The organism is Arthrobacter alpinus, from assembly GCF_001294625.1.
Classification (GTDB): domain Bacteria; phylum Actinomycetota; class Actinomycetes; order Actinomycetales; family Micrococcaceae; genus Specibacter; species Specibacter alpinus_A.
In genome coordinates, this window is the sequence record NZ_CP012677.1 from 3,959,731 (window position 1) to 3,974,952 (window position 15,222).

Sequence of the window (15,222 nt, forward strand, 5' to 3'; positions counted from 1 at the left end):
TGGCCACCCTCATACCTGTGACGAACGCAAGCACAACGGCCGGCTTGGAATCTGACTTTGCGGCAGGCCCAGACGACGTGGAGGGGACATTTGCGGGGCACGTGGAGGGCAATACTTGCCGAGCGCGGTTGGGGGAACGGGGTTCGACGGACGAAGGCCACACAAGTGGAAATACAGGCATCGTTGAAGCTTCTTAGGCGTCGCCCAACGATTTGCAGTGTTCCAGGGTGCTCCAGTCCCGCTTGACGAACGAGCGGTTCTCCGGTCATCGTGGTAGTGGCCCGGCACGGCCACATTGCTGCAGGACCGGGTGTCGGATTAGAGAGTGGTCTCCAAAGGATGCCCTGGTGAGTGTTTTTAGAGTGTGGGCGAAGTCCACTGTCAACGGACAACGGGTCTTGCTGTCGATCAAGGCTGCCCTTGCCGTGGGGATAGCATGGTTTTTGGCGCCCCACATGCCTGGCGTGGCTGACAAATACCCGTATTACGCCCCGCTTGGGGCCTTGGTGAGCATGTACCCCACGTTCATAGGATCCGTCCGGACTGGTTTTCAGACGCTCCTTGGCCTGTTGCTCGGCATAGGGGTGGGCGGTGGTGTGCTGCTGCTTGGCCATCCCAATATCGTCACCATCTCTCTTGCCGTGGGGCTGGGCGTGTTGTTGGCTGGTTCGCCACGGTTGGGGGCAGGGCGCGAGTACGTACCGGTGGCGACGTTGCTCGTACTGATCATTGACGGCCAGAGCGGCGTTGACGCGTTTTCCGTTGGCTACGCTGTGCAAATGGGGATGGGCGTGCTGGTGGGACTTGCCGTGAACGTGGCGATTTTCCCCCCGTTGACGCATGGTGCTGCGCTGGCACAGATTTCACGGGGACGAGAGGTACTTATTCGCCAACTCCAGGACATGGCAAAGGCTCTCGTGGAGCAGTGGCCTCCGGAACATGAGGAATGGGCCGCGCGCGGGTACGCCTTGGAAGATTCCGTCAGCGAGATCCGTGGTGCAGTCCACGAAGCGAGGGAAAGCCATCGGGCGAACCCCCGAGGCTTGTTGAGGGCCACGCATCGTGTCGTCAGTGAGGGCTATAACGATCTCGCAGTATTGGAAGTCATCACCTTCCACATCCGCGACCTTTCGGAAGTTTTGGCGGCCGCCATCTGGGGGACCCCATTGGATGTGGCATTGGATACCGAATTGTGCGGGCCGTTGAGCAACTGCATGGAGGCCACCGCAGGGGTGTTACTTGCTTGGGAAGAAAACACCAAGGTCCAGGACGCGTTTGAGGCAGCCCAACGACGCCTTGCAAACTTCACCACTGTTCTCGCTGCCCGAGAATCAAACGATGTTCCGTCGCTCGAACCGGGAGTCGCGATAGCCCTGGACATCCAACGGATACTGGCGGCGCTTCAGCAACGGCTACTGGCATCGGAAACCGGCCTCATCCCTGAGTGACCGTCGTGGATTCCAGAAAACTGTCACCGCCGGTATTGACAGCCAGGAGGAATAACAGGAGGAACGTTTCGCGGCTTCACCGTGCTGGTGAACCATCGTCGACAGGAATCAGCGGGCACTGAGTACGACCGGGTACCGTGTATCAGGCCGGCAACTGGTTAAGCGTGGGCGCATCCGATCGCCCCCACGTATCTAACTTGGGCCTGTGCAGGGTCTCGGTCCCTCGGTGCGTGGCGTTGGTGTTCATCCTCAATGGAGGGACCTTGTTTACGAGCGGGATATTGGCAAGGATGGGAGCATGAACCAACAGACCGAACGTAGGGGAGAAGGCCTATGAAAATTTTGATTAAGCTCCTCAGCTTCGGGGCGAGCCTGGGAGCCGGCGCTCTTGCCCGGAAAGGGCTCGAGACGGCATGGCGCAAAGGCACCGGAAACGCGCCGCCCAAAGATGCCAAGAACCTCAACAACTCCCTGCCAGGAGTGCTTGTTTTTGCGCTTTTCACCGCTCTCACCGGAGCCGTCATTGAGGTCCTGACACAACGCGCAGCCAAGAAAGCCACCCTAAAGCTCGAGAAGTAGCGACAGCTACGCAGGATAGGCCGCACAGTCACGGTGATCACTGAGAGCATTTCTGTCTAGACCACCTGGAGTGGAGATCACGCCAGATAATTCGGAGGTCATGATGAAAGTATTTTTGCCCTTCAAAGCGCTGGACGCCTTGGAGAACGCTGAATACCTCGACGGCGTGGCCGCGGTCCTTCAAACGGCGCTCCGGAAAGTCATTCGCACCGGGAACGTCAAGGACGTGCTCCACGGGGTGCCGACGGGCCACCCCCTCCACCCCATGGCGGTGCAGCTGCCCATCGGGGCGTGGACTTCGGCCGTCGTCCTTGACTTCGTCCCTGGGGCCGGAAAAGCCTCGCGTGTCCTGATCGCCATCGGGGTGCTGAGCGCGGCGCCAGCAGTTCTCTCGGGGTGGGCGGACTGGCTGGAACTCCACCCACAGCAACAGCGCGTGGGAGTGGTCCATTCAGCCGCCAACGCCACAGGGACACTGCTGTTCGGCACGTCCTTGGTGTTGCGGTGCTGCGGGCGCATCCGGGCGGGGACCATTGCATCGACTCTGGGACTGGCCACCATTGCCGTCGGCGGGACGCTGGGCGGACAGCTGGCCTACCGCCAGGCCGCAGGTGCGAACCACGCCGAAGCGGTCCCGCACCTCGTTGCCCCGGGATGGCACCGTGTAGGAGAGGTAGGAGAATTTACGACGGGGAAGCTACAAAGACGCATGGTCGGCAACGTCCCTGTCATAGTGTGGCGATCCGCGAACGAGAACATTGCAGTCATCTCCAATGAGTGCTCCCACCTTTCCGGCCCGCTCAGCGAGGGCACGGTTACGGACGTCAACGGCGACCCCTGCGTGGAATGCCCCTGGCACCACAGCCGATTCTCCCTCGCCACAGGCCAAGTTATGGGAGGGCCGGCCACATCCCCGCAAGCGGCCTTTAAGACCCGGGTCGTGAATGGCATGGTGGAAGTTTCCCTCCCCCACGCGGGCTAACTCGGGTCCGGGCTCTGCCCAGCACGAAGGCCATGAGGGCAGCACTGGAAGCTTGCACTCGTCTTGGAGGTCGGCCGACTTCCGGCCGGCTACCCGGCATCGAAGCCTTGTTCACCGCTTTCCTGACCTTGGTCCCCGCTCTCCCGTGGCTTATCGGTGCCCGATCCATCGGGCAGCTCGGCAGCGTCCTTTTGACTTGTTTTCCGGGGCGCGGTATTCGTTGACTCCGGCGTGTTCCCATCATCCGGGGTAGTTTCCTTGGCTGTAGCGTCTAACGGTGTCATGTCACTCCTAGATGTGAAGGTGGATGATGCGCCTCGGTCGGCGACTCTATCGGTGGTAGTGGTGACGGTCGACTGTTCAAGTCGTCCTTATGTCGGGGCTTACGGCCGTAGGGTTCGGGAAATCAGCTGTCCCAGCGCACTGGCGTCAAAGCTGTCGAGGAGGGCCTGTACATCACGGTAGACCTCCACGGCACCGGCCTCAAGCAATTCACCCGCGCTGGTTCCCCCGCTGCTCACACCGATCATGGGAACCCCCAATTTCTCGCTGGCGGAAGCGTCCCAGACGGCATCGCCAACGAAGACGGCATGATCGGCGTCAACCCCAGCTGCCTCCAGCGCTGCGGCAATGATGTCAGGGGCGGGCTTCCCCAGCTCCGCATCTGAGGAGCTTGTCGCGGCTGATATGACAGCATCCGCGTCCATGACCTTGCGCAAAACCTCGAGTTCTTCCTCTTTCGCTGACGAGGCGAGGACGACGCCCAGTCCCGCTTCGGAGCACCGGATCAGAAGATCCTTAGCTCCGTGGAAAGCAACCAGCGCAGGCCAGTGGGTGGAGAAGATCGCGTCATGGGAACTTTTGAGCTTCTCCACCTGCCCATCGGAGACCTCGCCCAAAAAGTGCCGTACCAGTTCATCGCCTCCCATGCCAATGGCCCGGTGGAGCCCGGAAGATGGCACGGTGAAACCGTAATGGCGAAAGGCCTGCCACCAAGAAACGGCATGGAGCTAGGTGGAATCGACAAGAGTGCCATCAACGTCAAACAAGACAGCACACCGGGTTTTTCCGGTCATGTTTTCTTCCCTTCATCGGTGCGACTCTTTCGTCGGATCCATTCGCCAGCACCCGATCAATGGCGAAGGCTTACACCTCGCTCCTGTCCGACCACGGGGCGTCTCTTGAGTCTTCGTCGGATGCCTCATCCTGCCAAGAACAACACATCAGCTGCGGCACATTACGCCCCCACCAGCATCAAACGATCCATAGCTTGAGGAATTCTCAGAATCGTCCGTCTGTTTGTTCCGGGGCAGCAAGAAAACCCAAAGCTGTGATCCGCCCCCCGCCTGCGCCGTGGCCGTGGTGCGTTTTGCTGTTGACGAGTACGAGTTGGTCGGGCGGTCTATTCCCCGGAGGCGTCCTCGTCGGTTTCCGAGGAAAAGGACTCCCGCCCGGCTCGGGTCGGCCCGGCGTTATCCTCCTTCAGGGGAGCCTCCGTGGAAGGGGCCTCAATCGGCGTGTCCTCGCCAGCTTCACTGCGCGCGGCATCCGGGGCCATGGCCATTTCGTCGCGAAATTGCTCATCGGTACCGCCAAGCCGGCCGGCGCCCAGTTCCCCATCGCTCCCGGCATCCTCATTGTCAGCGAAATTCGGCTCCGGCATACCCAGGCCACGGTCGGCGTCAAGTGCCTGCTCATCCGTCTGCTGCCCGTCGACTCTAGGGTCGGCCGGTCCTGGGTTCGTGGCCGCATCGGGAGCTACTTCATCTTCCGGGGCGGGGGCGCCGTAGCCGGATTCGCGGGGCGCCTGTCCCTTCATGTGTTCATCTTCGGCGGGGGAAGATGCGGATTCGGTGCCGTTGTCGTTGCTCATCGTGCTCTCCTTGGTCGTCTCTGATTTAATGTGAAGGACGCCTCAAAGCGGCATTCACCCTTCAAAGGTCCGGAACCTGTTCCCACTGTAACCACATGGCAGGGGTCCTTCCAGTGTTCCGGGCACAGACATTTCCCCTCGGTGCGCACCGCTTTATACCTGAACCGTCGGAGGTGGCATCAATCAGGGGCGTGCCAGGCTGGATGGTCAATCAGTTTTCGGGGATGGACAGGGTCATCTGTCAAGACGACGTCCACGCTGTATTGCCGACGCCGTTACGCGGCGGCACTTTCGGCGGGGTTTTTGTTGCAGTATCTTGCAACAAGAACTTGTTCAAAAATGTCAGAGCTCAGACAGGCTTGGTGGAACCATTTCCGCCAAGCGTGTCGCCCACCATGGAGGGCAGCATTTACGTCCACTGATTATGTTTCCGCCCGGACAGGGGACGATGGGCTGCGCACGCACCTGACATTGGTATCTCCGGACCGCCAGTGATGCGCGGTGAGTTGCTTGACCTGTATCAACTAGCGATGAAGGCCTACCCAACCGATTCCAAAGGAAGTCCTCATCAAGCCTTACGAAGACACAGAAGATCTCGCACGAACAGCATTTGAGCTGATGGAACAGGCCGAAAAGCTTTACCCATTCCATGAATCCCTCATGGCCACCGAACCCGAAGACCTCCGGGAGTACTGAACGTTCGGGGTCTCTACTGCACCATTCAGCCGTCTCCTATTCCATCCTCAAGGAGAACCTTGCCGGTCCTGCCCGGGGGCTAAGGCGTCCCCGGCCCTCTCAAAAATATTTGATTACTGCGAGTACCGCCCAGGATAGTACGAAGCAGCATTTTCACAGCGCGGACGGAGGGGAGATAGCAGCTTCTGGCCCGGTCTGGGGATTCCAAAGGTTGGGTTTGGTGTTTGATCCGGCTGGCGTGGGGAGATATTATTTTGGCACAATCAGGATGGTGTGGGAAGGGGCGGGCTCTGGTCATAGACCGAGTTTTCCCATCGTGTGTTGGATTTTTGCCTTCGACTTTCACGAGAATTGGGCAGGTCTGAAGGCAGGCTCGTGGAGTCGTTAATAAGGAGGAATGATGGTAACAGTGCCAGTTGCTAATCTTTCCGGTGGAACCGACGATGCTGCGTTCCCGGCGTTGGTGTGCACGGGGTGTGGCAGGGCGGATGATCTGATTATCGAGAGACTTGAAGCCACCAAGCCGGCAGTGCCTGGGCTGGTCTCCGTTGAGTATTCATGTTCGGCCTGTGATGCCTTTTGCGCCCATGACGCGACTGTCCGTCAGGTCGCACAGTTGCTCAACAAGTGCGATTCATCCCGGGGAGTGCTTTATTTTAGTCATCACTACGTTCACTGCGGGGAACCCATGAATGAAGTTGGCGAAAACGTTTCCGATCTCGGGAACCCGGCCGGCACTGGTGGGAGCCCAGATGTCAGGATTCCGCTGGAAACCCGCGTGCTCAAATGCCGATGCGGCTTCCAGCTTGACGTACCGCGCTGAGCACTAAAAGGCGGCGCACTTAAGAGCCTTTTACTGACTCTTTGTCCTGCCAACGGGAGCTCTTTCGATGGTTGGGTGACCACGTTACCCCCAGTGCTGCCCCGAGGTATCCCCGCACCATCCAGTGTCCCGGTACAGCAGAGCCTGCCTGCGGCAATGTTTGCTGACGGTCTCTCCGTCCCGTATGGTACACGTGTTTCGTGGCGTTGCCTCGACCGCGGGCGCGAAGTTCGAAGGCACAGCCGGGGTGATGGCGGCTTGTTGGGTTAGGGACGACTTTGGCGTGGAGAGCGCCCCAGAGCAGCAGAGCAACGAGGCTGGTCAGGCCCCTTGACGCCGGGGCCCTTGGGGTACATTCTGGAGCTGTTGGGCACCTCGAATCCACGTTATGGAGGCAACATGACCAATCCCAAAGAGAACATTCCGGGCGCACCGTCGGTCCAGACGCCCAAGTTGGAGGAGCCAACGGAGCCCCGTAAGCCGGTGCCGCCAAAGCCTGACCAGCACGGTCCGGAGCTTGTTTCACCTACTGGCACACCGACTGGAGAACCTGAGGGTTCACGAGCCCAGGCCGGAGATTACCTCACCACGGCGCAAGGCGGTCGGCTGGCGGATACGAATCATTCGCTCAAGGCTGGAAGGCGTGGGCCGACGCTTTTGCAGGACCATCATCTGCGGGAAAAGATCACCCACTTCGACCATGAACGGATCCCCGAGCGTGTGGTGCACGCACGCGGAGCTGGCGCCCACGGTGTCTTTGAGTCGTACGGTACCGGGACAGGATTGAGCAAAGCGGGTTTTCTCGCTGCCGGGGTGGAGACTCCGGTGTTCGTCAGGTTCTCCACCGTCGTAGGCTCCCGTGGTTCAGCTGATGCGGTCAGGGACACCCGGGGCTTCGCGGTGAAGTTCTACACCGATGAGGGCACCTTTGACTTGGTCGGCAACAACATCCCCGTCTTCTTCATCCAGGATGCGATCAAGTTCCCGGATGTCGTCCACGCTGCCAAACCCCACCCGGATCGGGAGATCCCGCAGGCACAAAGCGCCCACGATACTTTTTGGGACTTCGTGTCCCTGCACACTGAAGCCCAGGCCCACACGATATGGTTCATGGCCGATAGGGGCATTCCCCGCTCATTTCGGATGATGGAGGGTTTCGGTGTCCACACTTTCCGTCTGATCAACGAAGAGGGAAAGTCCACCCTGGTGAAGTTCCACTGGAAGCCTGCACAGGGGGTCCATTCCTTGGTATGGGAGGAAGCCCAGATCGTCAATGGCATGGATCCTGACTTTCACCGCCGGGATCTGGCCGATGCCATCGAATCAGGAAACTATCCGTCGTGGGAACTGGGAGTCCAAGTGTTCCCGGACACCGATGACGAGATGTTTGAAGGAATCGACCTGCTTGACCCCACCAAGTTCGTACCGGAGGAACTTGCACCGGTGCAGATGCTGGGTCGGATGACGCTAAACGCCAATCCGAAGAATTATTTCGCCGAAGTAGAGCAAGTTGCCTTCCATCCGGGCCACTTGGTGCCTGGAATCGACGTCACGAACGATCCGTTGTTGCAAGGCCGGTTGTTTTCCTACCTCGACACACAAATCAGCCGCTTGGGTGGACCAAATTTCGGCCAACTTCCCATCAATCGGCCCCATGCACCCGTCAATGACATGCTGCGTGACGGTATGCACCAGAGCGCTGATTACATCGGGGTGGCCCCCTACAAGCCTAATTCGCTCGACGGCGGCTGCCCCTTCCATGCCGGAGCAGACGCCGGGGCGTTCATTGACTTTCCCCAGCCAGTTGAAAGTGCGGCCAAGGTTCGAGCTAATCCTGCCTCTTTTAGTGACCATTACTCCCAAGCGACCTTGTTCTACCGCAGTCTCTCTGCCACCGAGCAGGCCCACGTCGTGGAGGCCTACACTTTTGAACTTGGCAAATGCTACGAACAGGTCATTCGGGAACGGCAGTTGGCGGCACTGGCCAACATCGACGCGGGCTTGTGCAGCGAAGTCGCAACAGGTCTGGGCCTTTCGGCGCCCGAACCCGAACAGGAACCCACCTCGGAGGCTACCAGTCCCGCCGTATCCCAAATCGGCGGTACGTGGCCGGTGGCCGGTCGTGTCATCGGAATCGTCACGGACGCCGGTAGCGACCCTCAACGGGTGCTCGAGGCCCGGGATGCGATAGCTGCAGCCGGGATGCTCGCACTCTTGGTGGCACCTGTGGGTGGGACCCTGCAAGGAACCAGCGAACCCGTCCAAAGGACGTACGCCTCAGCACGATCGGTCGAGTTCGACGCTCTGCTCCTTGCTACATCCGCCGGCGCTGGATCAGAAACAGGACAGCACATCCCCATCGACGAGCGCGTGAAGGTGATGGTCGCGGAGGCTTTCCGCCATGCCAAGGCCATCGGCGGGTGGGGCAGCACTCAGGATGTCCTCAAGGCTGCTGGCGTGGACGTGGATGCCGAAGGCATTGTCCAGGGCAACCCGGATGAAGTCGTCCCCGCCCTCGCCACCCTCTTGGAACGACATCGCATTTGGCAACGCTTCGCGACCCAAGCCTGACCGCAGCCTTGCCAGGGGTCGGGCCGTCAACCCAACCCCTGGCAGGCGCTGTGTCTTAAGGCGTCAGTGGGGCCCGGCGGGTGCGTCGGGACCTAAAATCCATCACCGCCCTCGTTCCCAAGCGCCCGGACTGTGCTCGGACAGGGCACCGTTCTCGACTCCCACGGTTCGGGACTGCCATGGCCGGGACCTTGTCCGAAGTGTCTGGGCCGTGGCCTGGTTGTTCTGCTTGGCTGGGAAGCTGTTTGCCTGCTGGCGTGCCCGCCACGGCTTTATGCAATGTGACTGGTTCAGCTCACTGGGGATGATGGCGCCGTGGGGTCAGCGTATTGGCCGGTCCTGTCCAATGTAGACAAAAAACCGGCGAACCCCCCTTCGATGCGGCTTTGCAAGCGGGCGGAGGTGCCAACGCGGCATGTGTCGGTGGCGAGGACGTGGAAGCCGCCCGCACGGGCTTGTGCCACCAAGGCGCGGTCTTCACCCACGGCAAGGTCTGGGAAACCACCGAGCTTGGTGAACACGTCGGCCCGTAGGCCCAGGTTGGCTCCATGGATGTGGGGGTGTCCTTCACCGAGTTGGTGGCAATTGCGCCACTGTGCCAGGCGTGTGCCTGATAGTTCACCGGGCATGGGTTCGACCGTGCCGAGGAGCATCTGGGCACCGCTGGTGGCAAAGGCATGGTGGCATGTGAGCCAGTCCTCGGGGACGGCGCTGTCAGCATCGGTGTTCGCTATCCACAGCCTGCTAGGTTCCACACTGGCCATGGCCATCGCAGCGGCGATCCCGGCATTACGAGCACCGCCCACCCGCCCAGTGTTGGTGCTCATGACGTGCACTTGCGGGTCTCTGTTCAGTATTTGTGCGGAATGATCGCTTGTGCTGTCCAGAACGAACGTGAGGGTGGTGCGCACGTCCGGCACTGCTTCGGCTAGTCGTGCCATGGCGTCATGGAGGGCCCCAAGTGCCCGGGGCAACAGTTGGGCCTCGTTTCTGGAGGGTACGACGACGGCGATCTCGCCAATGACGGGGCTCACGGGGCGTCCCGGAAGCAAAACATCTCGAGTAGGAAGTCTTCTTCGGTGTAGGCGGCCAACAGCTTCAGCCGGGCATCGTTGCGGAGGATTCTGTGGACGTCGTCGCCCCCTAGAGGCCATCCGGCTATGGGATGGCGCCAGTGGCAGGCCGCGACACAGGTGTCGGGCAATGCGGAAGCAGCCATCTTTCCAACAACCTCTGAGAGTTCTTCTGCGGTGAAGTAGTAACCGGTTTCAGAGAGGACGAATAGATCGAAGCGCCCAGGGGGCCATTCTTGTGGCAATGTCGAGTGAAGGATGTGGGCATGCTCGATGGTGGCCAGGCGCAGCTTAGCGCTGGCCGCCGCCTCTGCGCTGGCGTCGACGCCGGTGATCTGTCGGCTGCGGGGTGCCAATTCGGCCGTCAAGGCTCCGGTGGAGCAGCCCAATTCCAGCGTCGACTGGTAGAGGGTGCGGGGAAGTGCTGCCAGCAGCAGCGACCGCTTCCGTGTTTCGTACCAAGATTGCGGGTCCCATGGTTCGGCGCCGTCGGCATGGACAGCGTCAAACTGGGTGCCCAACCATGCAGGGTACCTGGGACCCGACGGTGTGAACTTGCCGGCCATGTCGATGAAGGTTTCAAAACTGCGGCCGAAGTGTGCCAACAACGCCGGGGAGAGGAGGGTTTCGTCCCCAGCGTTGTCGGACAGGGGTGCGATTTGGCTGGTGTGGCTGGACATCGCAGCAGCCTTCAGTGCATGTTCTTTCGGCGTCAGGCCAAATTTTCGCAGTGCCGGCCAGGGAACGTTGGGGTGTGCCGGGGAGCCCCAATGCCACATCCAGATAGGATATTCCAGCAGCAGGCTGCCGGTGAGTGCTGCGGCGTTGGTAGCCGCGGCCCCTGCAGCGTCGTGGTCCGTGTGGCCGTCGGCGGACCATGGAGCCACAATCAACGTTGCCGCTCCGCCGGGCGTCGCGGCGGTGGCAATTTCGTGCTCCAGATCCCGGGTGTGTTCGCTGAGTCCGCCGTCAGGCAGGCGAAGGGTTCGGCAGTTAACCCCTGGGGTGAGCACAGCCAGTGCCTTTTGGAGTTCGATGGTGCGAAGTGCCGCCAAATGTTCCGGTGTGTGCGTCGTGGATCGGGGATGGGATTTCTCTCCCATGGTGGCCACCAGCACCTCAACGCTCACGCCGTGGTCCGCCGCCCGTTGTAGGAGCCCGGCAGCACCGAGCGTTTCGTCGTCGGGGTGCGCGGCGACCACTATCAGTTTCTCCACCGTGTCCCAGTCAATTCCCAGTTCGGCCATGGCAGAAACACGCGGGCTTTCCAGCCAATCCGCTTCGGGGGTGGCTTCCTGGTCGTGGGTAAAAGTCACCATGGAGGTTCACCGCCGCCCGCTGTGGTGAACACCGAACGGCCCTGGGCAGAGAGGGAGCGCTCCGCGTGGTCTTGGCGCAGATAGAGTTCCAAATCCGCCACACGCTGGGCATGTTCTGGTTCGAAGGCCAGCGGTTCGGGCCCCATGCCGTGTGCTGAGACGGTAAGGATGGTCTCGGAGGCGGAAACGACAGCGGCCCTGAGGCGTGCCGCCGTAAGTGCGGGCGCGTCGCCCCCGCCATGTTCCAACGAGTCGGCCGATTGTCGGTCGACGGTGGCTGCTGCGGCCTCAAAAGCCACTCTTGAGGACCAGAGTGCCTGGTCGAGCGTCCCAAGGTGCCAGAGGGCGATTTGGTCGGGTTCGCGTGAAAGGCAATGCCGATACACGCGCCTGGCCAAGGCTGTTGCGGCGCCGTGCCAGATGGCTGCCACCCCTATGCCGCCCCACGAGAAGCCGGGCCTTTGGACGTACCATTCAGGGCTACCGACGGCTATGGCCGGGACATCCACCAGGGACAGGCCTCGACTGGGCACAGAGGGCAGCCCCAACGCCGTCCATGCCCGTCCCATAGTGGAGATGCCCGGATGGCTAAGTTCGATCGCGAACAACCTCATGCCGTCCTCGGCCCGTGCCGTCACGAGGGCGTGGCTGAGATCCTCCGCCAAGGAACACCATGGCTTGGGTCCGTTGAGCCGCCAGCCCCGGTCTGTTTCAGTTGCCAGCAGCTGCTCTCCCGGTCCCTGGGCCGCGAAGACACCCCAGGTGGAGTCTCCCGTTTGGATGTCACTCCGCCCGGCTTGGTGAAGAATGGCCACCGCATCCACATGTGGTTCGATGATCCGTGCTGCCGTGAGATCCGCCGCCCCCAAGGTAGCCAACGCCTGCCAGAGCCCCAGTGTCCTTCCCCTCCCGGGGAAGGGTAGTTGCGGACCGAGCTCCCGTGCAAGGCCGAGGATCGCCGGAACCCTGCCGCCACAATCACGGGCGGCATCATGGAGCCCGTCCAGGAAATCAGTGCCGTCCAGATCCGTGATCCCGTCTCTGGTACCCAGGTACACCCCCCGGCGGGACGGGAGCCCCGAGGTCGCGGTGGTCGGAGCCGTGGGCTCGTGCATTGCCGGGGTCATAGGACCTCCCTAGGTCAGTTAGTGAAAACGGCGCATTGCCGTTGTTTTGCCAGCGGCGTTATCCGGGTGCTGCTTGGCCCCGTTGCGGAGCAAGAGCCAGATGGGTCAGCTCGCAGGACCAGAAGGCAGCGCGCCGCCTTCATCCGCCCAGTCCTGGCCCACGGCATCGTTCAACGCAGGGTCTGAATCCACGTCTTCGAGCGTGCGATGCACACCGGCAACCGATTCAGAGGCTGGGTGGATCGCTGGGCTATCCTCATTCGCATCCCCGGTCGACCCACCAAAGAGACGTGATCCCATTTTTTCGGATTCCTCCTTGACGGATTTTTCCACGGTTTGGACCGTGTCCTGGACTGCGTCCATCCGCCAAAAGGCGCGAGCGTTCTTTTTCAGGCTCTCATAGCCGCGGCGCCCGACACGGGTGCCGAGAACATACCCCACAGCCAATCCAGCTGAGAAAGCCAACTTCGTTTTCATCGGTAACTCCTTGCCTGCACGTCATCCGTGCCTTGGTATCGCGGATCTACAACGTAATGGGTGGTTTCTCAAACTCACTCTAACCACGCTCGCGAGATTCGGGAATGAGCCACGCAGAGTGAGCGGGCGTACTGGTCGAGTGCGGGTACGCAGACTGCTGTTTAGCTCGGGGCTTGGCGACAGAACCGTCAGGGCCAGCGCCGCCACACTATCGAAATTACAGTAAGCCCTGTGACCAGCTACTTGCTAACAGCGGCGTCCTGTTGCCACGTAGCCCAATTTGGACACCCGCCGCCACGTGCAACCCCACGCAGGGCAGACACGACCGAACCAGCTTGACACTCCTACCTACTTGACTCTCCAACTTAAACGCTTGCGACCATACCGCTAGAGGGGAGACGGTGATTGCGTCCCCGCCGCCGGGTGGCCCTTCCCGTTGATTTTGGTTTTCGGTTTGGGCTTGAACGATTTTTCGTTCGTACAGCAGGTCCTTCTCGCCATGGTCCTCGGCGCCGTAGAGCTTGGAATTGGAAATTTTAAGTTCCAGCATCAACGCCTCCAATTTCAGGTTGATGGCCAGGTTGTCCCGGTTCTGTGTGTTTTGGATGATGAAGACCATCAGAAACGTCACGATGGTGGTGGCTGCATTGATGATCAGCTGCCACGTGTCCGAAAAGCCCAGAACAGGTCCGCTGACGGCCCACAGGAACAGGGCCAGTACGGCGCACAGGAACACGATGGGACGCCCCAGCATGGCGGCGATGAGGGTCGTGAACTTACTGAAGGAATCCTTGCGGACGCGTCTGCTCAATCTCTGGGTCTTTCCGGGAGGGGGCCGATGCTGGCAACGACGTCTTGGCCCGCCACCCCCTGACGTGCAGAAGGGTGCGGTGGGCCAGGACCTGGGCGTCACTGGGTTGGCGTTGTTTAGGGTGTGGGGCTGCCGCCGTTGACGTTCAGTGTCTCCCCGGCAACGTAGCTGGATTCGGCGGAGGCGAGGAAAACGTAGGCCGGGGCGAGTTCGGTTGGCTGCCCGGCACGGCCCAAGGGTGTGTCCTTGCCAAATTCGGGCAGAGCCTCCTTGAGTTGGCCATCGCTGACTTGCAGAGGGGTCCAGATCGGACCCGGCGCGACGGCGTTCACACGAATGCCCCGCGGTGCCAGTTGTTGCGCGAGTCCCTTGGTAAATGCGTTGATGGCAGCCTTCGTCGAGGCATAGTCAATCAGCGTGGGGGAAGGGTTATAGGCCTGGATCGAGGTGGTGTTGATAATGGTCGATCCGGGTTTCAGATGGGGGAGGGCGGCTTTCGTGATCCAAAACATCGCGAACACGTTCGTGGCGAACGTGTCAGCGAACTGTTCATCGCTTAGGTCCTCCAACGCCTCAACGGCGATTTGCTTGCCGGCGTTGTTAACGACAATGTCCAGGCCCCCAAGCTGTTCCACGGCGTGGGCGACAAGATCGCGAGCCCGAGCCGGTTCGGAGATGTCTCCGGGCAGGAGCGCAGCCTTTTGTCCGGCGTCGCGGATGATTCCGGCCACCTTTTGGGCGTCAGGCTCTTCCTCCGGCAGGTACGAAAGTGCCACGTCGGCACCTTCTCGGGCGAAGGCAATCGCGACGGCCGCGCCGATACCGGAGTCCGCGCCGGTGATCAGGGCCTTGCGTCCTGTGAGTCGACCGGTGCCGCGATAGCTGTCCTCACCTCGGTCAGTTTGGGGTTCCAAGTCCCGATCCAGTCCTGGTTCGGCCTGGTCCTGTTTCGGGGGGCTGATACTGGGAAAGCGACTCACTGGGTTCTGGAAAGTGTATTGGTCCTCGCTCATGATGTTCTCCTTTGAGGTGATTGCCATGAAGGTCCGGACTCCCCTGGAAAGGAGTCCGGACCGTACGTCCAAGCCTTTAATCCTATAACCGGTGCTGCTTCTTGAAGAGGATCAAGCGTTGGTTTTGTTCCGGCCGGTGATGGCCCCATAGATTCCTGCCACGACCAAACCGCCCACGATCGCCAGGATCCATGAACCGAGGTTCCAAAATTCCATGGTTCCCCCACCAAAGAGCAGGTCGCCGATCCACCCCCCGACAATCGCCCCGACCACGCCCAGAATCAGGCTGGTGACCCAACCGCCGCCAACCCTGCCTGGCATGACTGCCTTGACGATGGCCCCGACGATCAGGCCCAAGATGATCCAACCAATGAAACCCATGACGACTCCTTAGAAATATGAGGGTTGTGTTGTAGCGGCTTCCACCTAG

General features: G+C 60.9%; 14 protein-coding genes. 4 read left to right on the forward strand and 10 right to left on the reverse strand.

Annotated features, from left to right (window positions below):
* Window positions 1-347 precede the first annotated feature (347 nt).
* The 3 genes from AOC05_RS18145 (at window position 348) to AOC05_RS18155 (ending at window position 3,009) form a co-directional block, all read left to right on the forward strand.
* Window positions 348-1,448, forward strand: a complete 1,101-nt coding sequence (locus AOC05_RS18145; protein ID WP_157375036.1) for an FUSC family protein — start codon at window positions 348-350, stop codon at window positions 1,446-1,448.
* 333 nt (window positions 1,449-1,781) lie between these two features.
* A complete protein-coding gene (locus AOC05_RS18150) occupies window positions 1,782-2,027 on the forward strand; it encodes a DUF4235 domain-containing protein (protein WP_062009007.1) in 246 nt (81 codons plus the stop codon).
* A 70-nt stretch (window positions 2,028-2,097) separates the two neighbouring features.
* A complete protein-coding gene (locus tag AOC05_RS18155; RefSeq protein WP_231687147.1) occupies window positions 2,098-3,009 on the forward strand; it encodes a Rieske 2Fe-2S domain-containing protein in 912 nt (303 codons plus the stop codon).
* Window positions 3,010-3,098: 89 nt separating this feature from the next.
* Here AOC05_RS18155 and AOC05_RS18160 read toward each other — a convergent pair whose 3' ends face one another.
* The 3 genes from AOC05_RS18160 to AOC05_RS18170 form a co-directional block, all read right to left on the reverse strand.
* Complete coding sequence (locus AOC05_RS18160; RefSeq protein WP_062009009.1) at window positions 3,099-3,293, reverse strand: hypothetical protein; 195 nt, start codon at window positions 3,291-3,293, stop codon at window positions 3,099-3,101.
* Window positions 3,294-3,392: 99 nt separating this feature from the next.
* Complete coding sequence (locus AOC05_RS18165) at window positions 3,393-3,971, reverse strand: HAD-IA family hydrolase (RefSeq protein ID WP_335337605.1); 579 nt, start codon at window positions 3,969-3,971, stop codon at window positions 3,393-3,395.
* Between the two features lie 440 nt (window positions 3,972-4,411).
* The gene (locus AOC05_RS18170; RefSeq protein WP_062009011.1) at window positions 4,412-4,882 is read right to left on the reverse strand and encodes a hypothetical protein; all 471 of its coding nucleotides are present in this window, start codon (window positions 4,880-4,882) and stop codon (window positions 4,412-4,414) included.
* 1,918 nt (window positions 4,883-6,800) lie between these two features.
* Between AOC05_RS18170 and AOC05_RS18175 the strand changes: the two genes are divergently transcribed.
* Window positions 6,801-8,972 carry a catalase gene (locus AOC05_RS18175; protein ID WP_062009014.1) on the forward strand — a complete coding sequence of 724 codons (2,172 nt, stop codon included), beginning with the start codon at window positions 6,801-6,803 and terminating at the stop codon, window positions 8,970-8,972.
* A 290-nt stretch (window positions 8,973-9,262) separates the two neighbouring features.
* Here AOC05_RS18175 and AOC05_RS18180 read toward each other — a convergent pair whose 3' ends face one another.
* The 7 genes from AOC05_RS18180 to AOC05_RS18210 form a co-directional block, all read right to left on the reverse strand.
* Entirely contained in the window at window positions 9,263-10,006 is a 744-nt protein-coding gene (locus AOC05_RS18180; RefSeq protein WP_062009016.1) for a glycosyltransferase, read from the reverse strand.
* The gene (locus AOC05_RS18185) at window positions 10,003-11,364 is read right to left on the reverse strand and encodes a bifunctional PIG-L family deacetylase/class I SAM-dependent methyltransferase (RefSeq protein WP_062009018.1); all 1,362 of its coding nucleotides are present in this window, start codon (window positions 11,362-11,364) and stop codon (window positions 10,003-10,005) included. The genes AOC05_RS18180 and AOC05_RS18185 overlap by 4 nt, the downstream gene beginning before the upstream one ends.
* Entirely contained in the window at window positions 11,358-12,491 is a 1,134-nt protein-coding gene (locus AOC05_RS18190) for an acyl-CoA dehydrogenase family protein (protein ID WP_062009020.1), read from the reverse strand. The genes AOC05_RS18185 and AOC05_RS18190 overlap by 7 nt, the downstream gene beginning before the upstream one ends.
* A gap of 105 nt (window positions 12,492-12,596) precedes the next feature.
* A complete protein-coding gene (locus AOC05_RS18195) occupies window positions 12,597-12,968 on the reverse strand; it encodes a hypothetical protein (RefSeq protein ID WP_062009022.1) in 372 nt (123 codons plus the stop codon).
* A gap of 217 nt (window positions 12,969-13,185) precedes the next feature.
* Window positions 13,186-13,779, reverse strand: coding sequence for a low affinity iron permease family protein (locus tag AOC05_RS19135; RefSeq protein ID WP_231687148.1), 594 nt, complete (start codon window positions 13,777-13,779; stop codon window positions 13,186-13,188).
* A gap of 116 nt (window positions 13,780-13,895) precedes the next feature.
* Complete coding sequence (locus AOC05_RS18205) at window positions 13,896-14,792, reverse strand: glucose 1-dehydrogenase (protein WP_062009024.1); 897 nt, start codon at window positions 14,790-14,792, stop codon at window positions 13,896-13,898.
* Window positions 14,793-14,903: 111 nt separating this feature from the next.
* Window positions 14,904-15,173 (reverse strand): GlsB/YeaQ/YmgE family stress response membrane protein, encoded by a 270-nt coding sequence (locus AOC05_RS18210; protein WP_062009026.1) that lies wholly within the window; start codon window positions 15,171-15,173, stop codon window positions 14,904-14,906.
* Window positions 15,174-15,222 lie beyond the last annotated feature (49 nt).